Origin of the sequence: Nocardioides turkmenicus (assembly GCF_011045035.1) — a bacterium.
GTDB classification, from domain to species: domain Bacteria; phylum Actinomycetota; class Actinomycetes; order Propionibacteriales; family Nocardioidaceae; genus Nocardioides; species Nocardioides turkmenicus.
Window position 1 is genome coordinate 288,544 of record NZ_JAALAA010000003.1, and the last position, 23,470, is coordinate 312,013.

Below are 23,470 nucleotides of genomic sequence, written 5' to 3' on the forward strand. Positions count from 1 at the left end.
GTTGTCGCCTCAGTGGTTGTCGCGCGGGGTGCCCTTGGTCTGAGCCACGCGCTGATACGTCACGGCGGGCTCGAGGACCATCCCGTCGGCGAGCTGGCCCACCATGGAACGCTGGATCTCCTGCCACGGCGTCTGCGACTCCGGCACCGGGAACTCCCCGAGCTCGTCACGCCGCTCGGCGAGCTCCTCGTCGGAGACCAGCATGTCCGCCCGTCCCGCGTTGAGATCGACCCGCACACGATCGCCCGTACGCAGCAGCGCGAGGCCCCCTCCGGCGGCCGCTTCGGGCGAGGCGTTGAGGATCGAGGGTGACCCGGACGTACCGGACTGGCGCCCGTCGCCCACGCAGGGCAGCGAGTGCACACCACGCTCGATGAGCGCGGCGGGCGGCTGCATGTTCACGACCTCGGCAGAGCCGGGATAGCCGATCGGGCCGACGCCCCGGATGAACAGGATGCACCCCTCGTCGACCTCGAGCGCGGGGTCGTCGATGTGGGCGTGGTAGTCCTCGGGCCCGTCGAAGACGATCGCACGGCCCTCGAACACGTTCGGGTGCTCGGGATCGGAGAGGTAGCGTTCACGGAACTCCGCCGAGATCACGCTGGTCTTCATGATCGCGCTGTCGAACAGGTTCCCGGTCAGCACGATGAAGCCGGCAGCCTCCACGAGCGGGTTGTCGAAGCCGCGGATCACCTCGGCGTCCTCGCTCACGGTGTCGCGGCAGTTCTCACCGATGGTCCGTCCGTTCACGGTGAGCGCGTCCTCGTGGATCAGCCCGTGACGCATCAGCTCGTGGACGACGGCCGGCACCCCGCCCGCGCGATGGAACTCCTCGCCGAGGAACCTGCCGGCGGGCTGCATGTCGACCAGAAGCGGGATCCGGTGGCCGATCGTCTCCCACTCCTCGATGCCGAGGTCGACGCCGACGTGCCGGGCGATCGCGTTGATGTGGACCGGAGCGTTGGTGGAGCCGCCGATCGCCGAGTTGACGACGATCGCGTTCTCGAACGCTTCCCGGGTCAGGATGTCGGAGGGCTTCAGGTCCTCGTGCACCATCTCGACGATGCGCCTGCCCGTCAGGTAGGCCACCCGGCCGCGATCACGGTGCGGTGCCGGGATCGCGGCCGAGCCGGGCAGGCTCATCCCGAGGGTCTCGGCAAGGCTGTTCATCGTGGCGGCGGTGCCCATGGTGTTGCAGTGGCCGGGCGACGGCGCTGAGGACGCGATCAGCTCGGTGAACTCCGCGACGTCGATATCGCCCGCCGCGAGCATCTCGCGCGCCTTCCAGATGATCGTGCCCGAGCCGATGCGCTCTCCCTTGAGCCAGCCGTTGAGCATCGGCCCGCCCGAGAGCACGATCGCCGGGATGTTCACCGTGGCCGCCGCCATCACGCACGCCGGCGTGGTCTTGTCGCACCCCGTCGTCAGCACGACCCCGTCGAGGGGATAGCCGTAGAGGATCTCCACCAGACCGAGGTAGGCGAGGTTGCGGTCCAGCGCCGCCGTCGGCCGCTTCCCCATCTCATGGATCGGGTGCACCGGGAACTCGAACGCGATCCCGCCCATCTCCCGGATCCCGTCGCGTACGCGCTGGGCCAGCCCGAGGTGGTGCCGGTTGCAGGGCGCCAGGTCCGAGCCGGTCTGCGCGATGCCGATCACGGGCTTGCCCGACTGGAGTTCCTCGCGGGTCACACCCCAGTTCATGTAGCGCTCGATGTAGAGCGCCGTCATCGCGGGATTGGCCGGGTTGTCGAACCAGTCCTGGCTGCGCAGGCGAGGGGCGTTTACCACGTGGTAAACACTAGCGCCGCTGATCATGTCCCCGCTCGGGAACCTGACTAGGCGATGACCTCGCGGACCAGCCACTCCAGCGTGGACTCGACCAGGATGGCGTCGGCGTCGGCCTGGGTGACCGGGCCGCGCTTGCCGACGACGAGGGAGTGGTCCGCCCCCGGGATCGGGGTGACCTCGACGCTCTCGGGGAACTCCTCGGGCCTGCCGAACCGGTCGCGGGTGCCCTGCAGCACCAGCGTCGGCACCCTCGCCTCCAGCAGCTCGTGGGCACGCGAGACCTGCGGCTTGCCGACCGGGTGCAGCGGGAACGCCAGGCAGAGCGCCCCCGCAGCGCCGAACCCGCGCGCCGTGCGGACCGCCGAGCGGGCGCCGGCGGAGCGGCCTCCGACCACCAGCGGCGTACGCACCCGCATCCAGTTGGCGGCCAGCGTGAGCGCCGCGTCGAGGGACTTGGGCGGCGTGGCCACCGGCTTCCCCTTGACCCGCCACGGCTGCTCGAAGCGGACCACGGTGATCCCCTGGGCAGGGAGCGCGTCGTTGAGCGCCATCAGGTCATGGGTGTCGATGCCGTTGCCGGCGCCGTGGGAGAGCAGCAGGGTCGCCTGTGGTCGCCGCGCCCGGCGGGTGTAGAGCCGCCCTTCCCCATAGGGCGTGTCGATCATCTGCGTCGTGGTTCCACCCATGTCATCCCCAGGCTTCCTCGAGCGGCAGCGGCTCGATCAGCTCACGGCCGTTGTTGCGTACGTTGCTCACCAGCGTCGAGACCGGGTAGGCCTCCAGCTGTCCGGGCGCCGCCGGGGTCAGCAGGGTCACGTCGCCCGGACGGGTCGGGTCGAGCCACTCGTCCCAGCGTCCCCGCTCCACCATGAGCGGCATCCGGTCGTGGATCCGCCCGAGGGAGTCCTCCGCCTCGGTGGTGATCACCGTGCAGCTCCACAGCCACCGGGTCGGGTCGTCCTCGGCCTTGGCGGGGTCGGGCCAGAGCTCGTAGAGACCGGCCATCGCCAGCACTCCCCCGTCCTTCGGGGTGATGAAGTAGGGCTGCTTGCGGGCCCGTCCTTTTCCACTCAGCCCCTTGGCGTCCTTCGCGTCGGTGGCGTACCACTCGAAGTAGCCGTCGGCCGGGAGCAGGCAGCGGCGCTTGGCGAAGGCCCGGCGGTAGGCAGGCTTCTCCCCCACCGTCTCCATCCGGGCGTTGATCATCCGGTTGCCGATCTTGACGTCCTTGGCCCAGGACGGGACCAAGCCCCAACGTACGGACCGGAGCTGGCGCTCGGTCGACTCGTTCTCCTCGTGCGGCGGACGCTCGAGAACGGCGTAGACCTCGTCGGTCGGCGCGACGTTGTAGCTCTCGGTGAGCGGCTCCTGGAGGCGCAGCTCATCGATCTCGAACTCCTCGGCCAGCTCATCCGGTTGGCGGCTGGACGCGTAACGACCGCACATACGTTCACCTTAGCGCCGCGTGCGAGTCGTGTTTCCCAGTATTTCCAGGCTCTTCCTAGGCCCCGCGGGCGAGCTCGTCGAGCAGGAAGCCGGCCGATCTGTCGTTCTCCGGGAGCCCCTCGATCCAGATCCGGTCGGCGCTGTGCTCGACCATCTGCTTGAGCAGGCCGAGTCGTTTGACCAGCGTCTCGTCGCGCGGTGCGACCACGACCATCCGGTGGTGGGCGACCTGTCCGACGGCTGCGGCGCCGGCGAACACGGTGCGGGCCGTCTGGCCCAGCAGCGACATCCGGCGGGCGGTGGCGATGCTGTCGTCGCTGCCCGGGCTGCCGGGGATGTGGGCGTCGGTGACGACCAGCGCGTGGCTGCACGCCTTGGCCTCGCGGTAGAGATCCGAGATGCGCTCACGCACGTGGGCGAGGGTGGACAGTCCGGTGAGCGGGTCGGCGCAGGAGATGGTGTGCAGGTAGCCGAGCGTCGCCTCGCTCCAGGCGACGGAGAGCGCATGCACCTCGGCGAAGGCAGGGTCGCGGCTCTCGACCGTCTGCGTCGTCGTACGGAGGTCCTCGAGGCTCTCTCCGAGCGACACCCCGGTCTCGGCGAGGTCGTGCCCGACCACCCAGCAGGCCTCGGCGACGTAGCTGCTCCGCTCCGCCAGCGCCTCGGCGACTGCCTCGAACCGCGGCGGGAGCGCCGCTCGCTGCCTCTCGGAGAGCTCTGTGGTCTCAGGCGGGGTGGGTGCAGGCGTACGCCGGCCACGCAAGAACAGCCGCACGACTCACCCCTTTCTCGATGTTTCCTGGCGTTGGTGTCGTTCCTCGTCCGAAGTCGTCCGGTCACAGATACAGTGGTGCGCGCGCTGATCTACTGCGTGCTCACATGGACTTGACGCGCGAAATCAGCAAGCATGACGCGATAGGGACCCGCGATTTTCGGGTTTCTCGGAACTTGTTGTCAGATCCCGGAGGGGGCGTGACGTGCGGGCCACCGCTGTCGTTAGCACAACGCATGTCTCCTCGTGGCGCAACCTGCGTCATACCTCCGTCCTTCTAACGTCTCTGGTGCTGTGAGCGAAACGACCCCCACCTCTCTACCTACCCTCGACGCCCCCGGCGACGCCGAGCTGATCACCGCCGTCCGTGGCGGTGACCTGGATGCGTACGGGACGCTGTTCGAGCGCCATGTCGAGTCCGCCCGCCGGCTCGCTCGTCAGCTGGTGTCCTCGGGCGACGTCGACGACCTCGTCTCCGAGGCGTTCGCGAAGGTGCTCAACGTGCTGCAGAAGGGCGGCGGCCCGGACCTGGCGTTCCGCGCCTACCTGCTGACGTCGCTGCGCCGGCTCCACGTGGACAAGATCCGCGCCGCCTCGAAGCTGACCACCACCGACGACCTGACGCCGTTCGACCCGGGCGTGCCCTTCGAGGACACCGCGGTGTCCGGCTTCGACAACCAGGCCGCCGCCAAGGCGTTCCAGCAGCTCCCCGAGCGCTGGCAGCAGGTGCTGTGGCACACCGAGGTCGAGGGCCAGAAGCCGGCCGAGATCGCGCCGATGCTCGGCATGTCCGCGAACTCGGTCTCCGCGCTCGCCTACCGGGCTCGCGAGGGCCTCAAGCAGGCCTTCATCTCGATGCACGCGCAGGACGCCGGCGAGGAGGCCTGCGCCACCACGCGCGCCAACCTGGGCGCCTACATCCGCAACGGTCTCTCCAAGCGCGACTCGAAGAAGGTCGACGACCACCTGCAGGACTGCCGGCCGTGCACCGCGATCTACCTCGAGCTCACCGAGGTCAACTCCGGGATGGGCGCTTGGCTCGCCCCGGCCCTGCTCGGCGCCGCAGGCGCGGGTTACCTCGCCGTCGGTGGCGGTGTCGCCGCCAAGGGTGGCGTGGTGCTCTTCTTCGGACGGGTCAAGGACTGGGTGCTGGGCGACCCCGTGGGACGTACCGTCGCGGGTGGTGCGGGCGTCGCGGCCGCCGCGGCCGTGGTCGCCGGGTTCGCGCTCACCGGCGGCGACCCGGCCCCGAAGACTCCGGCCGCGAACGAGCCCGCCGCGGAGGCGCCTGCCGACCCGGCTCCGGCCGCTCCGCCTGCGGCACCTCCCGCTGCCCCGCCCGCCGACCAGCCCGCTGCTCCGCCTGCGGCACCTCCGGCTGCCCCGCCGGCGGACCAGCCCGCAGACCAGCCCGCCGACCAGCCTGCTGACACCGCCCCGGCACAGACGCAGCAGGCGCCGGTCATCACCAAGCCTCTGCCTGCCGTCGAGGCCACCCCCGGCGGCAAGACCGTCATCGACCTGACCCGAGGTGCCAGCGACGCCAACGGCGACCCGCTCTCGGTCAAGGAGGCCACCGTCGCCTCCCCCGCCCACGGCACCGTCACCAAGGGCGGCTCCACGACCTCCGGCGGCAAGGGCGGCGGCGTCAGCGGCGCGATCTTCGGCGGCCTGCGGATGGCCGACAAGCGGGTCACGACCGTGACGTACGTCCCCGAGAAGGGGTGGCGCGGCACCGACACGATCGAGTACGTCCTCACCGACGGCAACGGCGGCGAGGTCGCCGGCACGGTCGACGTCACCACGCCCAACGCCGACCCGAAAGCCGTCCGCGACACTGCGACCCTGACCAAGACCCCCGGGTCGAACGGCAACGGCCAGGGCAACAACGGCAACGGGAACGGCAACCAGCCCTCGACCGCGCAGGGGACCATCGACGTCCTGGCCAACGACACCGACGACAACGGCGACGCGCTGAGGCTGGTCGAGATCGTCGACCAGCCCGCGCACGGCAAGGCCGAGATCGTCGACGGCAAGGTCGTCTACACGATGACCCCCGGCTACGAGGGCGCCAGCGACACCTTCACCTACCGAATCTCGGATGGCCACGGCGGCAAGGACGTCGGTGCTGTGGTGGTGACCTTCGAGCAAGCTCCGAAGCACGACCCAAAAGTCGAGGTTGACGCCACCCCGCAGGACGGTGGCTTCGGTGCCGCGTTCTTCGGTTTTCCTGGCTCGCGGGGCTACGTCGACGCGACCGCGGACGTCACCGGCCTGCCCGAGGCCGCGGACGGTCGGTCGACCAAGCTGGTGATCACCGTGACCGGCCTGGAGCCCGCCTACCTCGGCTGGCAGGCGTGCGGCACCGTCGCTCCTCCGCCGACCGGCAACACCTACTCCTACGAGTGCGAGCTGACCGGTGACGGTCGAGCAGCGCAGATCAGTTTCGTCCCGAAGGCGGGCGAGACGTGGACCTTCGAGGCCCGCATCGTCCCGAGCGGCTACGAGGACGCCGACGCGGACAACAACCGCGACAGCGTCTCGGGTTCCGCGGCCCCGGAGCCCACGCCGACACCGACGCCAACACCCACACCCACGCCGACCCCAACTCCGGAGCCCACGCCCACCGAGCCGCCGGACGTGCCCCAGGTGCCCACGCCGCCCACCACCCCGGACGTGCCGCAGCTGCCCACGCCGCCGACGGACTCTCCCAGCGACACCGAGAGCCCGAGCCCCTCGACCTCGGCTAGCCCGGAAGAGCCCGACCCCGGGACCGGCAAGGGCCCTGACGACCAGCCCAGCCAGGCGGCGAGCAGCGCAGACTCCAGCGCCCTGACCTGGAAGGGCTTTCTCAAGGCGATCGGCCTCGCCTGACCCAGCTCGCGAAACGTCTAAGGTTGGGGTGTGACTACGACGACGGACCGCGCTGCTGACCCTGCGAACGGACCGGCCGACCCCTGGCCGGCACCACGAGCGCGCGGTCCGGTGACCGCGACGGTGTCGCTGCCCGGGAGCAAGTCGCTGACCAACCGGGCGCTGCTGCTGGCCTCGATCGCCGACGGGCCCGGCGTCGTACGTCGGGCGCTGCGGTCCCGCGACACGCTGCTGATGGCGGCGGCGCTGACGTCGCTGGGGTCGCGGGTGGACACCGACGGCGACGACTGGGTCGTGACGCCCGGGACGTTCGGCGCCGACGCCGAGGTCGACTGCGGGCTGGCGGGGACGGTGATGCGGTTCGTACCTCCGGTGGCCGCGCTCTCCACCGGCACGATCGCCTTCGACGGCGACCCGCACATGCGCAAGCGGCCGGTCGGCGAGGTGCTGCGTGCGCTGCGCGACCTCGGCGTGGACATCGAGGGCGACGGGCTGCCGTTCACCATCCGGGGCGCCGGAGCGGTGCCCGGCGGGACCGTGGTGGTCGACGCCTCCGCGTCGAGCCAGTTCATCAGCGCGCTGCTGCTGGCCGGGGCACGCTACGAGAAGGGCGTGGACGTACGCCACGACGGCAAGCCGGTGCCCTCGCTCCCCCACATCGACATGACGGTCGCGATGCTGCGCGAGCACGGCGTCGCGGTCGACGACTCAGATGCCAACCGCTGGACCGTGGCACCGGGGCCGATCAAGGCCCTGGACCGCACCATCGAGCCCGACCTGTCCAACGCGGCCCCCTTCCTGGCGCTGGCGGCGGTCTCCGGCGGCACCGTGACCGTGCGCGACTGGCCGCAGGCCACCGACCAGCCCGGCGACCAGCTGCGCGAGGTGCTCTCCCTGATGGGCTGCGAGGTGCGGGTGGGCGACGACGGGCTCACCGTGACCGGACCGGAACGGCTCACCGGGATCGACCTGGACATGCACGACATCGGCGAGCTCACCCCCGCCGTCGCGGCACTCTGCGCCCTCGCCGAGACGCCCTCCCACCTGACCGGTATCGGCCACATCCGCGGTCACGAGACCGACCGGCTCGCCGCGCTCGCCCGGGAGCTGGGCGCGCTCGGCGCCGACGTCACCGAGCACCCCGACGGTCTGACGATCCGGCCCGCGACCCTGCACGGCGGGGTCTTCCACACCTACGCCGACCACCGGATGGCCCACGCCGGTGTGATCATCGGCGCAGTGGTCGAGGACGTCCTGGTCGAGAACATCACCACCACGTCCAAGACCTTCACCGACTTCGCGCCCTTCTGGGCCGGCTTGTTCTGACGACATGGCGAAGGCACAGCGGCGCTACGGGACCGAGGACGTCGAGCACTACGACCGCCCGCGGCGCCGCACCCGACCACGTACGAAGGACCGGCCCAGCTACGACGACGCCGACCTCGGCCGGGTGATCACGGTCGACCGGGGCCGGTTCACGCTGGTCATGGACGACGCCCCCGAGGTCGAGGTGTGGGCGGTCAAGGCCCGCCCGCTCGGCCGCAAGGGTGTGGTCGTGGGCGACCGGGTGAAGGTCGTCGGCGACACCTCGGGTGCGGAGGGCGCACTGGCCAGGATCGTCGAGGTCGAGCCGCGGGAGACGGTGCTGCGGCGTACGGCCGATGACGACGACCCCGTCGAGCGGGTCGTGGTCGCCAACGCCGACCAGCTGGTCATCGTCACCGCGATCGCCGATCCGGAGCCGCGCACGGGGTTCATCGACCGCGCGCTGGTGGCCGCCTACGAGGCGGGCATCGACCCGCTGCTGTGCATCACCAAGGCCGACCTGGCCGACCCGGAGTCGCTGGTCTCGATCTACCGGTCGCTGGGCGTACCGTGGGTCGTGACGCAGCGCGGCGGCGACATGAGCGCACTGCGCGCGGAGCTCGACGGGCGTACGTCGGTGCTGCTCGGCCACAGCGGCGTGGGCAAGTCGACGCTGGTCAACGCCATCGTCCCCGACGCCGGGCGGGAGGTCGGTCACGTCAACGCGGTCACCGGGCGAGGTCGGCACACCTCCACCTCGGCGCTGATGCTGCGGCTTCCCGAGGAGGCCGGGTGGATCGTGGACACCCCGGGGATCCGCACGTTCGGCCTGGCCCATGTCGAGCCCGAACGGCTCATCGTCTCCTTCCCGGATCTGGAGGAGGCGACGGCCGAGTGCCCGCGCGGGTGCACGCACTCCGCGGACGAGCCCGAGTGCGGCCTGGACGCCGCGATCGAGGCCGGCGGGCTCGATCCCGAGCGGGTCGCGTCGTTCCGTCGGCTGCTCGAGGCGCGGTCGGTGCCGGCGTACGCGCTCTGACCTGGGTGATCTTGGATGCCCCGGGCGGTGTTTTCGTGGCGAACCGGTTACCAGGGGAGGCTTCGCTCCGCGGTCCTAGCCACTAGAGTGAACCCTCGTGGCGAGCACTCCTGACTACAACGACGACCTGCGGCTGGCGCACCTGCTGGCCGACGACGCCGACTCCCTGTCGACGTCGCGGTTCAAGGCGCTCGACCTGCACGTCATGACCAAGCCCGACCTCACTCCCGTCTCGGACGCGGACAAGGCCGTGGAGGAGTCGATCCGGCGTACGCTCTCCCGTGCCCGCACCCGCGATGCGATCACCGGCGAGGAGTCGGGGTCCTCGGGCTCATCCAGCCGACGCTGGATCGTCGACCCGATCGACGGGACGAAGAACTTCGTGCGCGGCGTGCCCGTCTGGGCGACGCTGATCGCGCTCGCGGTCGACGACGAGGTCGTGATGTCGGTCGTCTCCGCGCCCCAGCTCGGGCGGCGCTGGTGGGCGGCGAAGGGCCAGGGTGCCCACACCGGCAAGTCGCTGATGAAGTCGACGCAGTGCCAGGTCTCCGACGTTCGCCGCCTCGAGGACGCCTCGATGTCCTACTCCTCGCTCCACGGCTGGGAGGAGCGCGACCGGCTCGAGGACTTCCTCGCGCTGATGCGCAGCTGCTGGCGCACACGTGCCTACTCCGACTTCTGGTCCTACATGCTGGTCGCCGAGGGTGCCGTCGACATCGCCGTCGAGCCGGAGCTCGAGGTCTACGACATGGCCGCGCTGGACATCATCGTGCGCGAGGCCGGCGGGACCTTCTCGTCCCTCGCCGGCGACCCCGGGCCATGGGGCGGCAACGCCTTGGCCACCAACGGCCACCTGCACGACGCGGTGCTCTCCTTCCTCGGCGGCCTGCCCGACGGCAACAACGACGCCGACTGGCCGGCGGCCCAGCCCGGCTCGGTCACCGCGTTCCGCCGTCCGGCAAGCGAGTAGTGCTGTCACACCAGACCCTGGCGTGACGCCTGTCACAGCCGCTACCGTTGATGCATGAAGATCGCGGACGTACTCACTCGCAAGGCGATCGCCGAGGTGGTCACGATCGCTTCAACCGCCACCGTGCGTGATCTGCTCGGGGTGCTCGCCGAGCACAGCATCGGGGCCTGTGTCGTCAGCGGCGACGGCACCGCCGTCGCCGGGATCGTCTCGGAGCGCGACGTGGTGCGGCGGCTCCACGAGAACGACGCGCTGCTCGCCGCCGAGGTCTCCTCGATCATGACCACCGAGGTCGAGACGTGCGACCCCGAGGCCACCATCGACGAGATCCTGGGCATCATGACCACGCGCCGGATCCGGCACATGCCGGTCGTCTCCGACGACCGTCTGGTCGGCATCGTCAGCATCGGCGACCTGGTCAAGCACCGCATCGACCAGCTCGCCTTCGAGCGCGACCAGCTCGAGGCGTACGTCCACCAGACCTAAGGCGTTACAGAGGTCTGCACAGGACCTTCACAACTTCTGCAGCCTTTCCGGCCGCTCCGGCTTCTAGCCTGAGCATGTGCCAGAACATCTGACCGTCACCCGCCGGGTTCTCGTGGTCGAGGACGAGCCGGTCATCAACCAGGCCGTCTCGGACCGCCTCACCGCCGAGGGGTACGACGTCGTCCGGGCGTGGGACGGGCCGGGAGCCGTCTCCTCCTTCGAAGAGACCTCGCCGGACCTCGTCGTCCTCGACGTGATGCTGCCGGGCTACGACGGCCTGGAGGTGTGCCGCCGGATCCAGGCCGTACGTCCCGTGCCGGTGCTCATGCTCACCGCCCGTACCGACGAGGCCGACGTGCTGGTCGGGCTCGGGGTCGGGGCCGACGACTACCTGACGAAGCCGTTCCGCGCCCGTGAGCTCGTGGCCCGGGTGAACGCGCTCCTGCGGCGCGTGGAGCGGGCGGCCGAGCTGGCCGGGTCGCCGCGGCGTACGGCTGAGATCGGGGGGCTGCGGATGGATTCGGCCGCCCGGCGGGTCTGGGTCGACGGGTCCGAGGTCAGGCTGACGCCGACCGAGTTCGACCTGCTGGTCTGCCTGGCCGCCGACCCGGGCGCCGTGGTCACCCGCGAGCGGCTGCTCGCCGAGGTCTGGGGCTGGAACGATGCCTCCGGGACCCGCACCGTCGACAGTCACGTGAAGGGGCTGCGCGCCAAGATCGGGTCGGCGCGGGTACGCACCGTGCACGGGGTCGGCTACGCGCTGGAGGCCGGCGAATGACTCCGCTGGAACGGGTCTCCTCGATCAAGGTCAAGCTCGGCCTCCTGGTCGCGGCAAGCGCGCTGGTGGCGGCGGTGGTCGCCTCCGTCGGGCGGATCACCGGGGTCTCCCCGTGGATCTCGATCCCGGTCACGATCGGGATCGCGCTCGCGGTCACCCAGCTGCTCGCGGCCGGGATGACCTCGCCGCTGCGGCAGATGACGGTCGCGGCCCGCCGGATGGCCCGCGGCGACTACTCGGTCTCGGTGCCGGTCGGCGGGGCCGACGAGGTCGGCCAGCTCGGCCGCGCGTTCAACACGATGGCCAGCGACCTCGGCGCGGTCGACCGCCAGCGCCGGGATCTGGTGGCCAACGTCTCCCACGAGCTGCGTACGCCGCTGGCAGCTCTCACCGTCGTCCTGGAGAACCTGGTCGACGGCGTCGGGTCCGACCCCGCCGCGCTGCAGACCGCGCTCGGCCAGGCCGAGCGCCTGAGCCGGCTCGTCGAGGACCTGCTCGACCTGGCCCGTGTCGACGCCGGCAAGGCGCCGCTGAGCACCTCGTCGGTCGAGCTCCGCCCGCTGCTGGAGGCCTGCGTCGCGGAGGCACGGGTCAACGGACGGCCGGTCACCTACGAGATCGACGTGCCGACCTCTCTGGTCGTCGAGGCCGACGCCGATCGGCTCAGTCAGCTCGTCGTCAACCTGCTCGACAACGCCTCCCGGCACAGTCCGCGTGACGGCGTGGTGGCCGTGCGCGCCGGGCTCGACGGCGAGCGCTACCACCTCGAGGTCCTCGACTCCGGGCCCGGTGTCCCGGTCGCCGACCGAAGCCGCGTCTTCGAGCCCTTCGGCACCCTGAGTGCCTCCGCCGAGGGAGGTGGGACCGGGCTCGGGCTCGCCATCGCCCGGTGGGTCACCGACCTGCACGGCGGCTCCATCGCCTTCCTCGACCCGCTCCCCGGCACTGCCGGTGCCCGGGTGCGCGTCGACCTTCCGCTGCGGCCACCCGCACGCCCTGTCCCCCATCCGCTCACCGCGAGTCAGCTCACCCCCACCCACGAGGAGACCCAGATGCCCACCACTCCCCCGGCGGCCGAGCCCGCTCAGCCCGCCGACCCGGCCGAGCCGGTCGCCACTCCCCCGACGGACCCCAAGGCCGCCTACGCCACCCCGTCGGTCCTCGACGACATCTTCGGCACCTACTGGCCCGACTCCGGGGTCACGGGCCAGTTCGGGCTCTTCATCGGCGCCGTGGTCGCCGGCCTGCTCGGCGGGCTGCTGATCCCCGACCGCAATGCCGGTCTCGGCACCGTCGTCGTGCTGCTGGCCGCCGGGGCGGTCGTGATGCTGGCGAGCGAGCGACGCCGCGGCTGGTTCCCGATCGTCTGCTACGTGCTGTTCGCGCTGCTCTCCTCGGTCGCGGTGTTCCGCGACGCCGAGTGGATCGTCGTGCTGTGCCTGCTGACGGCGATCGCGGTGATCCTCTGCGCCTCGACCGGAGCGAAGACGCTGCTCGGGATCGTGCTGACCGGGATCTCCTGGCCCTTGGCCGGTCTCCGCGGGATCCCGTGGCTGGGCCGCACGCTGACCAGCGTCTCCGGCCACGGTCACGGCGCGGCGGTCGCGCGTACCACCGTGCTCTCGCTGCTCGGGCTGGTGATCTTCGGGCTGCTGTTCACCACCGCCGACGCGGTGCTGGGCAGCTGGGTCGACCAGTTCGTGCCGGACGTACGTCCCGACACCTTCGCGGCTCGGATCTTCATGACCGTCTTCGTCTTCGGCGTGGTGATGGGCGCCGCCTACCTGGCCGTGAACCCGCCCCGGATCGACCGCAGCGAGCGTACGTCCCAGCCCGTCGCCAACCGCTACGAGTGGCTGGCTCCGGTCGGCGTCGTCGTCGCCGTCTTCGCCGCCTTCCTCATCGCCCAGGCGACCGCGGTCTTCGGCGGCGAGGACTACCTCCGCGAGACGACCGGGCTGACGTACGCGGAATACGTCCACCAGGGCTTCGGCCAGCTCACCGTCGCGACCGCCCTGACCCTGCTGGTGATCTGGGCCGCGGCCCGCAAGGCGCCGACGGAGACGGTCGCCGACCGACTGTGGCTGCGGGTCGCGCTCGGGCTGTTGGCCGCCGAGGCGCTGGTCGTCGTCGGCTCGGCGCTGTATCGGATGCACCTCTACCAGGAGGCGTACGGCTTCACCCAGCTCCGGCTCCTCGTCGACGTCTTCGAGGCCTGGCTGGGAGTGCTGGTGATCGCCGGTCTGGTCGCCGCGGTCGCCGGCCGCGCGATCGGCGGCGGCCTCTGGCTCGGCAGGTTCGCGCTGATCAGCGGCGCCGTCGCCCTGCTCGGGATCGCCGCGATCAACCCGGACGCGTGGATCGCCGAACACAACGTCTCGCGCTACGAGGAGACCGGGAAGATCGACACCGACTTCCTCGCCGGGCTCAGCGACGATGCCGTGCCGGCCTTGGAGAAGCTCCCTGAGGACCTGCGCAGCTGTGTCCTGGGCACCAACGACCGCGAGGGCGACTGGCTGGAGTGGAACCTCGGCCGCGAGCGCGCCGACGGCATGACGCCGACCTACCCCGCGACGACCGACTCGACGGCGGTGTGCCCCAGCGAGACTCGATACGTAGACTGATTTCCCATGAGCCAGAAGCCTGAGATCGACTTCGTCGACCCCACCCCTCCGACCGACCTCGTCATCAAGGACATCACCATCGGTGACGGCGAGGAGGCCACCGAGCGCGACCGCGTCTCGGTCCACTACGTCGGCGTAGCGCTGTCCACCGGCGAGGAGTTCGACGCCTCCTACAACCGCGGCGAGCCGCTCGACTTCCGCGTCGGCATCGGCCAGGTCATCCAGGGCTGGGACCAGGGCATCCTGGGCATGAAGGTCGGCGGCCGCCGCCAGCTCGTCATCCCGCCCCACCTGGCCTACGGCGACCGCGGCGCCGGTGCCGTCATCAAGCCCGGCGAGACCCTGATCTTCGTCTGCGACCTGGTCAAGGTCGAGAAGTAACCCCGCCGAGTCCGTAGAAACGGCCGCCGAGTCGGCAGTAATGCCGGCCGAGAAGGTAGTTGTGGGCGACGAAACTCGAGTTTCGTCGCCCACAACTCACTTTTCGGCCTCCGAAACCACCGATTCGGCCCGCACGAACTACCGATTCGGCGGAGGACTCACCAGGGGACGTCGAAGTCGGCCTCGTCGGAGACCCGGGCCGCCTGGCCGGCGTACTCCACGACGTCCCCGACGCGGAGCTGGCGGCCGCGGCGGAGCTCGACCTCACCGTTGACCTTCACCTCGCCGGCGGTGATCGCCGGGCGCGCCTCGGACCCGGTCTCGACCAGGTTGGCCAGCTTCAGGAACTGACCGAGGCGGATGACCTCGTCGGTGATGGGTACGTCGAAGGGCTCGCTCATCCCCTCATCCTCCCCCGCCCGCCGAGGCGTCACAAAAATCGGCCGAGGCGTCGGCCCCGCAGGCCGAGACGTCGCTCGCGTCGGCCGACTCGGCAGGTGGTGACGGTTCGGCCGACGTACGTGACGCCTCGGCGGGTCAGCTCACCAGGACGGCGATGGTGTGGATGATGACGCCGACGAGGCCGCCGACGAGGGTGCCGTTGATGCGGATGAACTGCAGGTCGCGGCCGACGAAGAGCTCGATGCGGCGGGCGGCCTGCTTGCCGTCCCAGCGCTGGATGGTGTGGGTGATGACAGTGGTGGCCTCCCGGCCGTAGCGCTTGACGACGTAGACGGCCACGTCGGAGGCGAGGTCGTCGTAGCGGCGCTGCAGGGTCTCGTCGAGGACGACCTTCTGGGCGTAGCGGACGACCTCGTCCAGGGCGCGGCGGCGGACGACGCCCTCGGGGTCGCGCAGGGAGGTGGTGAGCGCGCGGCGCAGCGCGTCCCAGATGGAGATCGCGGTGTCGATGACGCCGGGGTGGTCGAGCACGCGCTCCTTGAGCCGCTCGGCGCGCTCCATGGTCGCGGGGTCGTGCTGCAGATTGTCCGCCAGGTCGGTCAGCATCGCGTCGAGAGCCTTGCGGGCACGGTGCTCGGGATCGTCGCGGATGTCGGCGATCCAGCGGACCAGCTCGACGTGGATGCGGGCTGTCACCGGCTCGCGCAGCACCTGCGGCGTCCACCATGGGGCCCGCTCGCCGAGCACCTCGGTGACGATCTCCTCGTTCTCCTCGAGCCAGCCGTGGAGCTCGACGAGCGCCAGGTCGACCAGCCCGTGGTGTACGCCGTCGTCCAGCGCCGCCTGCAAGGTGCCACCGATGAGCGGCGCGATCTGCTCCTCGCGCAGACGGGGTACGAACCCGTCCTGGATGATCTCGACGATGTGCCGGTTGCTGATGCGGGACAGTCCGTCGGCGACCACGGTGGAGACCTCGTCGACGACACGCTTGGCGTTGGGCTCCTCGGAGAGCCACAGCGCGAGCCGCAGCGACGGCATCGCGACGCCCAGCCGCTCGCGGATGGTCTCCTCCTGCAGGAAGTTGTCCTGGACGAACTCCTCGAGGCTGGCGCCGAGCTCGTCCTTCCGCTTCGGGATCAGCGCGGTGTGCGGCACCGGCAGCCCGAGCGGGTGGCGGAACAGCGCCGTCACCGCGAACCAGTCGGCCATCGCGCCGACCATGGACGCCTCGGCGCCGGCGTTCACGAACCCCCAGAACCCGTCCATGCCGAGGGTCAGCAGGTAGACGATGGCGGCCACGACCAGGAGCCCGGTGGCGACGATGCGCATGCGACGCAGCGCCTGGCGGCGTACGACATCGGCCTCGGTCTCGACCATCAGGCCGCCGATGCCGGCGCCCCCAGGAGAACTCATGGGCTCAATTGTGCCGGGTCACCCCACGCGGGGCGACTGCAACACGAGGACCGCAGTTTCTATAGGTTACTCACGGGTCGGCCCACAGGTGGGTTACAAAGCGCCCAAGCGCGTCACCGAACCCTTCCCCTGTTCGTTGGAGTCGGCGAGAGTGCCTCGGGGGAGGCACACGTCCCACCGAGGAGATACATGTCGTCGCACAACGCGGACGGTGTGGGGTCGCATCTGTTCGACTCGTCGAGGAGCGCTATGTCGTTGACCACCGCCGCCAAGGTGGAGGTTCTCAGCGTCCTCGTCCGCGCCGGCCGGGAGGCCCGCGCCCCACTCACCCCGCACGACTGCAACACCGTGGTCGAGACCAGCGCCCACCTCGCCGAGATCGCGCCCACCCTTCCCGAGGAGACGCCCGGCGACCGCGCCCGTGCGACCCGCTCCGCGATGGAGCTGTTCCTCTCGGTCGACTGCCCCCAGCTCGCGCTCGAACTCCGTGAGGAGCTCGCCCGGGCCGTCGAGCACGTGGTCGTACGTCATCCGGCCACCGCCGCGTAGAGCGAGAGACTTTTCAGGCACCACCTCCTTCCAGTCAAAAATGCCGTCGCGGCCCCACGGGCCGCGGCGGCATGCTTCTATTGAGGGGGAGGTAGTCGCATGACCATCGTCAGAGCCGCAATCAGCCAGACCACCTGGACCGGGGACAAGGCCTCCATGCTGGACAAGCACGAGGGCTTCGCGCGTGACGCCGCCGCTCAGGGCGCCCAGGTGATCTGCTTCCAGGAGCTCTTCTACGGGCCCTACTTCGGGATCACCCAGGACAAGAAGTACTACCGCTACGCCGAGCCTGCCGACGGCCCGATCGTGCAGCGCTTCGCGAGTCTGGCCAAGGAGCTGGGCATCGTGATGGTGCTGCCGATCTACGAGGAGGCCGACACCGGGATCTACTACAACACGGCCGTGCTCGTCGACGCCGACGGCACGATCCTCGGCAAGTACCGGAAGAACCATCTGCCGCACGTGGAGAAGTTCTGGGAGAAGTTCTACTTCCGCCCCGGCAACCTCGGCTACCCGGTCTTCGAGTCCGCGGTCGGCAAGGTGGGGATGTACATCTGCTACGACCGCCACTTCCCCGAGGGCTGGCGCGAGCTCGGCCTCAACGGGGCCCACATGGTCTTCAACCCCAACGCCACCAAGCCCGGCCTCTCCAACCGGCTGTGGGAGATCGAGCAGCCCGCCGCCGCGGTCGCCAACGGCTACTTCGTGCTCGCGCCCAACCGGGTCGGCCTCGAGGACAACGAGTACGGCCCGGAGGCGGTCAACTTCTACGGGATGTCGCAGATCGTCGACCCCCGCGGCAACTACGTCGGCGAGCTCGGCTCGGGCGACAAGGAGGAGCTGCTCGTACGCGACCTGGACATGAACATGGTCCAGGAGATGCGCGACGACTGGCAGTTCTACCGCGACCGGCGCCCCGACTCGTACGTCGCCATCCCCCGGCCCTGAGGAGGCCCGCATGACCACCACGCTCATCACGGGCGGCACGGTCGTCTCCGCGACCGGGCGCACCCAGGCCGACGTGCTGGTGGACGGCGAGAGGATCGTCGCCCTCATCGCCCCCGGCGCCAGCCCGTTCGGCACGATCGAGGCAGATGTGACGATCGACGCGACCGGGAAGTACGTCATCCCGGGCGGCGTCGACGCCCACACTCACATGCAGCTGCCGTTCGGCGGCACCAACGCCTCCGACACCTTCGAGACCGGCACCCGGGCCGCGGCCTGGGGCGGCACCACGACGATCATCGACTTCGCGGTGCAGCGCTACGGCGAACGCGTCCAGGACGGGCTGGCGCACTGGCACGAGCTGGCCGCCGGCAACTGCGCGATCGACTACGGGTTCCACCAGATCGTCGGCGGCGTCGACGACGACGCGCTCAAGGCGATGGACACGCTCGTGGACGAGGGGATCACCTCCTACAAGCTGTTCATGGCCTACCCGGGCGTCTTCTACTCCGACGATGCCCAGGTGCTGCGGGCGATGCAGAAGGCGACCGACCACGGGCTGCTGACCATGATGCACGCCGAGAACGGCCCCGCGATCGACGTGCTCGCCGCGCAGCTGGCCGAGTCGGGCAAGACGAGCCCCTACTACCACGGCATCGCGCGTGCCTGGCAGATGGAGGAGGAGGCCACCCACCGCGCCATCATGCTCGCCGACGTGACCGGGGCGCCGCTCTACGTGGTGCACGTCAGCGCCAAGCAGGCCGTCGAGCAGCTGGCGGCGGCCCGTGACAAGGGCAAGAACGTGTTCGGCGAGACCTGTCCGCAGTATCTCTACCTCTCCCTCGAGGAGCAGCTCGGCGCGTCCTCGGAGGAGTGGGGCGACTTCGAGGGCGCCAAGTGGGTCTGCTCGACGCCGCTACGCTCGCGCGCCGAGGGGCACCAGGACGCGATGTGGCAGGCGCTGCGCACCAACGACCTGCAGATGGTCTCCACCGACCACTGCCCCTTCTGCATGAAGGAGCAGAAGGAGCTCGGCAAGGACGACTTCCGGGCGATCCCCAACGGCATCGGCTCGATCGAGCACCGCGTCGACCTGCTCTACCAGGGCGTGGTGACCGGGCAGATCACCCTGGAGCGCTGGGTCGAGCTGATCGCGACCACGCCGGCGCGGATGTTCGGTCTCTACGGCCGCAAGGGCGTCATCGCGCCGGGCGCCGACGCCGACATCGTCGTCTACGACCCGGCCGGTCACACCTCGATCGGGGTCGGCGAAGGCCGCACCCACCACATGAACATGGACCACTCCGCGTGGGAGGGCTACGAGATCGACGGCCACGTCGACGTGGTGCTCTCCCGCGGGTCGGTGGTCGTCGCCGACGGCGAGTTCCGGGGCACCAAGGGCCACGGCAGCTATCTGAAGCGCGACCTGTCGCAGTACCTGGTGTGACGCCATGGACTTCGGTGTCGTCCTCCAGACCAACCCGCCCGCCTGGCGGGTCGTCTCGCTGGCGAAGCAGGCCGAGGCGTACGGCTTCGACTACGTGTGGACCTTCGACAGCCACCTGCTGTGGATGGAGCCGTACGTCATCTACAGCCAGATCCTCGCCGAGACCCGCACGATCAAGGTCGGTCCGTTCGTCACCAATCCGGCGACCCGCGACTGGACGGTGACCGCGTCGGTCTTCGCGACGCTCAACGAGATGTACGGCAACCGCACCGTGTGCGGCATGGGCCGCGGCGACTCGGCGGTGCGGGTGCTCAACGGGAAGCCCTCGACGATCCGGGAGATGCGCGAGGCGACGCAGGTCATCCGGGAGCTGGCCAACCGGCGCACGGTCGAGGTCAACGGCACCACGCTGCAGTTCCCGTGGGCCAAGCGCTCCGAGCTGGAGGTGTGGATCGCCGCCTACGGTCCGCTCGCACTGAAGGCGGCCGGCGAGGTCGGCGACGGGTTCATCCTGCAGCTCGCCGACCCCGACATCACCGAGTGGATGATCGGGGCGGTCAAGAAGGCGGCCACCGACGCCGGCCGCGACCCGGAGTCGCTGACGTTCTGCGTGGCCGCCCCGGCGTACGTCACCGACGGGTCGCCCGAGGCACTCGTCCACGCCCGGGAGCAGTGCCGGTGGTTCGGCGGGATGGTGGGCAACCACGTCGCCGACATCGTGGCCAAGTACGGCAGCGGTGCCGTCCCGCAGGCGCTCACCGCCTACATCGCCGGCCGCGAGGGCTACGACTACAACGAGCACGGACGAGCCGAGAACACCCACACCCGGTTCGTGCCCGACGAGATCGTCGACCGGTTCTGCCTCCTCGGCTCGGTCGAGGAGCAGGTCGCCAAGCTCGAGCAGCTCAAGAGCCTCGGGGTCGACCAGTTCGCCGTCTACCTGCAGCACGACGCGATGGACCAGACCCTGGCGGCGTACGGAGATCTGGTGGTCCCGCGAGTGAACCGGCCGGTGACCGCGAAGGCATGAGCGCGCGATTTCGTTGCTTGTGGCATGAGAATGTAACGAAAACGTAGCCGTTGGCCTGATATACCGTCGTAATCAGTATCCCGGATCGGGCGGCGACCATGCCGTTCCCGGCGTAGAGTGAGAAGCCAGAACCATGTCCGACCACGCACCCCAGGGGACAGCCTTGACCAGCGCCAGTGACGCCCGCGCATACGACCTCGACCGATCCCACGTCTTCCACTCCTGGTCCGCCCAGGCGTCGCTGAAGCCGCTCGTCATCGCCGGCGGGCAGGGCTCGCGGGTATGGGACGACTCGGGCCACACCTACCTGGACTTCTCCTCCCAGCTGGTCAACACCAACATCGGCCACCAGCACCCTCGCGTGGTGGAGGCGATCAAGAAGCAGGCCGAGACGCTGACCACGATCGCCCCGACGACGGCCAACCTGGCGCGCGGCGAGGCCGCCGAGCGGATCACCGACATCGCGCCGGTGGGTTTCAACAAGGTCTTCTTCACCAACGCCGGCGCCGACGCGGTCGAGAACGCGATCCGGATGGCCCGCATCCACACCGGCCGCGACAAGGTGCTCTCGACCTACCGCTCCTACCACGGCAACACCGGAGCGGCGATCGTCGCGACGGGCGACTGGCGACGGATCCCGAACGAGTACGCCCGCGGCCACGTGCACTTCTTCGGCCCCTACCTCTACCGCTCGGAGTTCTGGGCGACCACGCCGGAGCAGGAGTCCGAGCGGGCGCTGCACCACCTCAGGAGGGTCATCGAGGCCGAGGGTCCCGCGTCGATCGCGGCGATCCTCCTCGAGACCATCCCAGGCACCGCCGGGATCATGATCCCGCCGCCGGGCTACCTCCCCGGGGTCCGGGCGCTGGCCGACGAGTTCGGGATCATGCTCATCCTCGACGAGGTCATGGCCGGCTTCGGGCGCACCGGCGAGTGGCTCGCGCTGGACGCCTACGACGTCGTCCCCGACCTGATCACCTTCGCGAAGGGGGTCAACTCGGGCTACGTGCCGGCCGGCGGGGTGATCATCTCCGACCCGGTCGCGGCGACCTTCGACGAGCAGGTGTTCCCCGGCGGCCTCACCTACTCCGGACACCCGCTGGCGATGGCGTCGATCGTGGCGACCATCGAGGCGATGAACGAGGAGGGCATCGTCGACAACGCCGCGACCATCGGCACCGACCACATCGCCCCCGGCCTCGCCGCGCTGGCGGAGAAGCACGACGTGATCGGCGAGGTGCGCGGGACCGGGGTGTTCTGGGCCCTCGAGCTCGTCGCCGACCGCGAGACCCGCGAGCCGCTCCCGGCGGAGACGATGGGCCGGATCAAGTCCGACCTGATCGCCCGCAACCTGATCCCCTTCACCATGGAGAACCGCATCCACGTGGTGCCTCCGTGCGTCGTCACCCCCGACGAGGTCGCCGAGGCGATCTCGATCTACGACGACGTGCTCGCCTCGCTCTAAGGACAGATAGAAATGACCGATCTCCCCATCCTCGACCACTGGATCGGCGGGGCCACCAACCCCGGCACCGGCACCCGTCTCGGCGACGTCTACAACCCCGCCCTGGGCACGGTCCAGAAGCACGTACGCTTCGCCGCCGCCGCCGACGTCGACACCGCTGTCTCCGCGGCCAAGAAGGCATTCGCCGAGTGGAGCGAGACCTCGCTGACGCGGCGTACGGCCGTGCTCTTCAAGTTCCGCGAGCTGCTCAACGCACGCAAGGGCGAGCTGGCCGAGATCCTGACCTCCGAGCACGGCAAGGTGCTCTCCGACGCGGCCGGCGAGATCGCCCGCGGGCTGGAGGTCGTCGAGTTCGCCTGCGGCCTCTCCCACCTCCTCAAGGGCACCGTGTCCGAGGAGGTCTCGACGGGCGTGGACGTGACCACGCTCAAGCAGCCGCTGGGCGTGGTGGGCATCATCAGCCCGTTCAACTTCCCGGCGATGGTGCCGATGTGGTTCTTCCCGATCGCGATCGCGGCCGGCAACACGGTCGTCATCAAGCCCTCGGAGAAGGACCCGACCGCGTCGAACTGGATCGCTGAGCTGTGGGCCGAGGCCGGGCTGCCCGACGGCGTCTACAACGTCGTCCACGGTGACAAGGAGGCAGTCGACGCGCTCCTCGACAACCCCGACGTCGCCTCGATCTCCTTCGTCGGCTCCACCCCGATCGCCCGCTACGTCTATGAGCGCGGCACCGCCGCAGGCAAGCGCGTCCAGGCGCTCGGCGGCGCGAAGAACCACATGCTCGTGCTGCCCGACGCCGACCTCGACCTGGTCGCCGACTCGGCCGTCAACGCAGGCTTCGGGTCGGCCGGCGAGCGCTGCATGGCGATCTCGGTGGTCCTCGCCGTCGACTCGGTGGCCGACACCTTGATCCAGAAGGTGACCGAGCGGATGGCGACCCTCAAGACCGGCGACGGCACCCGCGGCACCGACATGGGCCCGCTGATCACCGGCGCTCACCGCGACAAGGTGGCGGCGTACGTCGACGTTGCTGCCGCCGACGGAGCCGAGGTCGTCGTCGACGGACGAGGGATCGAGGTCGACGGGGACCCGAACGGGTTCTGGGTCGGCCCGACACTGGTCGACCGGGTGCCGACCACGTCCACGGTCTACACCGAGGAGATCTTCGGCCCGGTGCTCTCGGTCGTCCGCGTCTCCGGCTACGAGGTGGGCCTGGAGCTGATCAACTCCGGCCAGTTCGGCAACGGCACCGCCATCTTCACCAACGACGGCGGCGCCGCGCGCCGGTTCCAGCGTGAGGTGCAGGTCGGCATGGTCGGTGTGAACGTGCCGATCCCGGTGCCGGTCGCCTACCACTCCTTCGGCGGCTGGAAGGCGTCGCTGTTCGGGGACGCGAAGGCCTACGGTCCCGCGGGCCTGGACTTCTTCACCCGGGAGAAGGCCGTCACGACCCGGTGGCTCGACCCGTCCCACGGCGGGATCAACCTCGGGTTCCCGCAGAACGCCTAGGCCCGCTCGGATCAGTAGTCGTAGTCGTCGTCGGGGCCGACTGCGTCGAGCTTCTGCTCGGCGTAGTCGGCCTCGTTGACGTCGTCCGGCGGCGAGGTCACCGTCTCCTCGGTGTCCAGGGGTGCCTCGTCGTCGACAGTCTCCTGCACGACGTCGGTCGCCTGCTCCTCGAGGTCTGCCTCTGCTGCGTACTCGCTCATCTACCCTCGCTCAGATCGATCGATGTGCTCGGACTCAAGTA

The 23,470-nt window shown here is 70.1% G+C and carries 21 protein-coding genes; 14 read left to right on the forward strand and 7 right to left on the reverse strand.

Features of this window, described 5'->3' with window-relative positions:
* Positions 1 to 9 precede the first annotated feature (9 nt).
* Genes G5C66_RS05225 through G5C66_RS05240 form a run of 4 tightly spaced genes read right to left on the reverse strand, consistent with a single transcriptional unit; the run spans position 10 to position 4,012 of the window.
* Positions 10 to 1,791 carry an IlvD/Edd family dehydratase gene (locus tag G5C66_RS05225; protein WP_338144071.1) on the reverse strand — a complete coding sequence of 594 codons (1,782 nt, stop codon included), beginning with the start codon at positions 1,789 to 1,791 and terminating at the stop codon, positions 10 to 12.
* Positions 1,792 to 1,838: 47 nt separating this feature from the next.
* Complete coding sequence (locus G5C66_RS05230) at positions 1,839 to 2,477, reverse strand: alpha/beta hydrolase family protein (RefSeq protein ID WP_165109893.1); 639 nt, start codon at positions 2,475 to 2,477, stop codon at positions 1,839 to 1,841.
* 1 nt (position 2,478) lies between these two features.
* The gene (locus G5C66_RS05235) at positions 2,479 to 3,237 is read right to left on the reverse strand and encodes an SOS response-associated peptidase (RefSeq protein ID WP_165109894.1); all 759 of its coding nucleotides are present in this window, start codon (positions 3,235 to 3,237) and stop codon (positions 2,479 to 2,481) included.
* Between the two features lie 55 nt (positions 3,238 to 3,292).
* A complete protein-coding gene (locus G5C66_RS05240; RefSeq protein ID WP_165109895.1) occupies positions 3,293 to 4,012 on the reverse strand; it encodes a hypothetical protein in 720 nt (239 codons plus the stop codon).
* 291 nt (positions 4,013 to 4,303) lie between these two features.
* On the opposite strand from G5C66_RS05240, the gene G5C66_RS05245 reads away from it, so the two are divergent.
* The 8 genes from G5C66_RS05245 (at position 4,304) to G5C66_RS05280 (ending at position 14,466) form a co-directional block, all read left to right on the forward strand.
* A complete protein-coding gene (locus G5C66_RS05245; RefSeq protein WP_165109896.1) occupies positions 4,304 to 6,883 on the forward strand; it encodes a sigma-70 family RNA polymerase sigma factor in 2,580 nt (859 codons plus the stop codon).
* 30 nt (positions 6,884 to 6,913) lie between these two features.
* The gene (aroA, locus tag G5C66_RS05250; RefSeq protein ID WP_165109897.1) at positions 6,914 to 8,209 is read left to right on the forward strand and encodes a 3-phosphoshikimate 1-carboxyvinyltransferase; all 1,296 of its coding nucleotides are present in this window, start codon (positions 6,914 to 6,916) and stop codon (positions 8,207 to 8,209) included.
* A 4-nt stretch (positions 8,210 to 8,213) separates the two neighbouring features.
* Entirely contained in the window at positions 8,214 to 9,227 is a 1,014-nt protein-coding gene (gene rsgA / locus G5C66_RS05255; RefSeq protein WP_165109898.1) for a ribosome small subunit-dependent GTPase A, read from the forward strand.
* Between the two features lie 97 nt (positions 9,228 to 9,324).
* Positions 9,325 to 10,197 (forward strand): inositol monophosphatase family protein, encoded by an 873-nt coding sequence (locus G5C66_RS05260; RefSeq protein ID WP_165109899.1) that lies wholly within the window; start codon positions 9,325 to 9,327, stop codon positions 10,195 to 10,197.
* 54 nt (positions 10,198 to 10,251) lie between these two features.
* A complete protein-coding gene (locus tag G5C66_RS05265) occupies positions 10,252 to 10,683 on the forward strand; it encodes a CBS domain-containing protein (RefSeq protein WP_165109900.1) in 432 nt (143 codons plus the stop codon).
* A gap of 76 nt (positions 10,684 to 10,759) precedes the next feature.
* Entirely contained in the window at positions 10,760 to 11,461 is a 702-nt protein-coding gene (locus G5C66_RS05270; RefSeq protein ID WP_338144072.1) for a response regulator, read from the forward strand.
* A complete protein-coding gene (locus tag G5C66_RS05275; RefSeq protein WP_165109901.1) occupies positions 11,458 to 14,085 on the forward strand; it encodes a DUF4153 domain-containing protein in 2,628 nt (875 codons plus the stop codon). Before G5C66_RS05270 ends, G5C66_RS05275 begins: the two co-directional genes overlap by 4 nt.
* A gap of 6 nt (positions 14,086 to 14,091) precedes the next feature.
* The gene (locus tag G5C66_RS05280; RefSeq protein ID WP_165109902.1) at positions 14,092 to 14,466 is read left to right on the forward strand and encodes an FKBP-type peptidyl-prolyl cis-trans isomerase; all 375 of its coding nucleotides are present in this window, start codon (positions 14,092 to 14,094) and stop codon (positions 14,464 to 14,466) included.
* Between the two features lie 158 nt (positions 14,467 to 14,624).
* Here G5C66_RS05280 and G5C66_RS05285 read toward each other — a convergent pair whose 3' ends face one another.
* On the reverse strand, positions 14,625 to 14,867 hold the full coding sequence (locus tag G5C66_RS05285) for an RNA-binding S4 domain-containing protein (RefSeq protein WP_165109903.1): 243 nt from the start codon (positions 14,865 to 14,867) through the stop codon (positions 14,625 to 14,627).
* A 136-nt stretch (positions 14,868 to 15,003) separates the two neighbouring features.
* Positions 15,004 to 16,281, reverse strand: coding sequence for a DUF445 domain-containing protein (locus tag G5C66_RS05290; RefSeq protein ID WP_165109904.1), 1,278 nt, complete (start codon positions 16,279 to 16,281; stop codon positions 15,004 to 15,006).
* 249 nt (positions 16,282 to 16,530) lie between these two features.
* Here G5C66_RS05290 and G5C66_RS05295 point away from each other — a divergent pair, with 249 nt between their 5' ends.
* The 6 genes from G5C66_RS05295 to G5C66_RS05320 all read left to right on the forward strand — a co-directional run bounded on the left by G5C66_RS05295 (position 16,531) and on the right by G5C66_RS05320 (position 23,229).
* Positions 16,531 to 16,830, forward strand: coding sequence for a hypothetical protein (locus G5C66_RS05295; RefSeq protein ID WP_165109905.1), 300 nt, complete (start codon positions 16,531 to 16,533; stop codon positions 16,828 to 16,830).
* Positions 16,831 to 16,929: 99 nt separating this feature from the next.
* Positions 16,930 to 17,778, forward strand: coding sequence for a nitrilase-related carbon-nitrogen hydrolase (locus tag G5C66_RS05300; RefSeq protein WP_165109906.1), 849 nt, complete (start codon positions 16,930 to 16,932; stop codon positions 17,776 to 17,778).
* 10 nt (positions 17,779 to 17,788) lie between these two features.
* Positions 17,789 to 19,222, forward strand: a complete 1,434-nt coding sequence (hydA, locus tag G5C66_RS05305) for a dihydropyrimidinase (RefSeq protein WP_165109907.1) — start codon at positions 17,789 to 17,791, stop codon at positions 19,220 to 19,222.
* Between the two features lie 4 nt (positions 19,223 to 19,226).
* On the forward strand, positions 19,227 to 20,252 hold the full coding sequence (locus G5C66_RS05310) for a TIGR03842 family LLM class F420-dependent oxidoreductase (RefSeq protein WP_165109908.1): 1,026 nt from the start codon (positions 19,227 to 19,229) through the stop codon (positions 20,250 to 20,252).
* 163 nt (positions 20,253 to 20,415) lie between these two features.
* A complete protein-coding gene (locus G5C66_RS05315) occupies positions 20,416 to 21,717 on the forward strand; it encodes an aspartate aminotransferase family protein (protein ID WP_206443732.1) in 1,302 nt (433 codons plus the stop codon).
* Between the two features lie 12 nt (positions 21,718 to 21,729).
* Positions 21,730 to 23,229, forward strand: a complete 1,500-nt coding sequence (locus G5C66_RS05320) for a CoA-acylating methylmalonate-semialdehyde dehydrogenase (RefSeq protein WP_165109910.1) — start codon at positions 21,730 to 21,732, stop codon at positions 23,227 to 23,229.
* 11 nt (positions 23,230 to 23,240) lie between these two features.
* Here G5C66_RS05320 and G5C66_RS05325 read toward each other — a convergent pair whose 3' ends face one another.
* Entirely contained in the window at positions 23,241 to 23,429 is a 189-nt protein-coding gene (locus tag G5C66_RS05325; protein WP_165109911.1) for a hypothetical protein, read from the reverse strand.
* Positions 23,430 to 23,470 lie beyond the last annotated feature (41 nt).

Bases quoted from the DNA above. Each gene is read 5' to 3' on its own strand.
- G5C66_RS05230 (WP_165109893.1), bottom strand. From the start codon at position 2,477: ATGGGTGGAACCACGACGCAGATGATCGACACGCCCTATGGGGAAGGG.
- G5C66_RS05235 (WP_165109894.1), bottom strand. From the start codon at position 3,237: ATGTGCGGTCGTTACGCGTCCAGCCGCCAACCGGATGAGCTGGCCGAG.
- rsgA (WP_165109898.1), top strand. From the start codon at position 8,214: ATGGCGAAGGCACAGCGGCGCTACGGGACCGAGGACGTCGAGCACTAC.
- G5C66_RS05265 (WP_165109900.1), top strand. From the start codon at position 10,252: ATGAAGATCGCGGACGTACTCACTCGCAAGGCGATCGCCGAGGTGGTC.
- G5C66_RS05275 (WP_165109901.1), top strand. From the start codon at position 11,458: ATGACTCCGCTGGAACGGGTCTCCTCGATCAAGGTCAAGCTCGGCCTC.
- G5C66_RS05280 (WP_165109902.1), top strand. From the start codon at position 14,092: ATGAGCCAGAAGCCTGAGATCGACTTCGTCGACCCCACCCCTCCGACC.
- G5C66_RS05285 (WP_165109903.1), bottom strand. From the start codon at position 14,867: ATGAGCGAGCCCTTCGACGTACCCATCACCGACGAGGTCATCCGCCTC.
- G5C66_RS05290 (WP_165109904.1), bottom strand. From the start codon at position 16,281: ATGAGTTCTCCTGGGGGCGCCGGCATCGGCGGCCTGATGGTCGAGACC.
- G5C66_RS05295 (WP_165109905.1), top strand. From the start codon at position 16,531: ATGTCGTTGACCACCGCCGCCAAGGTGGAGGTTCTCAGCGTCCTCGTC.
- G5C66_RS05300 (WP_165109906.1), top strand. From the start codon at position 16,930: ATGACCATCGTCAGAGCCGCAATCAGCCAGACCACCTGGACCGGGGAC.
- hydA (WP_165109907.1), top strand. From the start codon at position 17,789: ATGACCACCACGCTCATCACGGGCGGCACGGTCGTCTCCGCGACCGGG.
- G5C66_RS05310 (WP_165109908.1), top strand. From the start codon at position 19,227: ATGGACTTCGGTGTCGTCCTCCAGACCAACCCGCCCGCCTGGCGGGTC.
- G5C66_RS05320 (WP_165109910.1), top strand. From the start codon at position 21,730: ATGACCGATCTCCCCATCCTCGACCACTGGATCGGCGGGGCCACCAAC.
- G5C66_RS05325 (WP_165109911.1), bottom strand. From the start codon at position 23,429: ATGAGCGAGTACGCAGCAGAGGCAGACCTCGAGGAGCAGGCGACCGAC.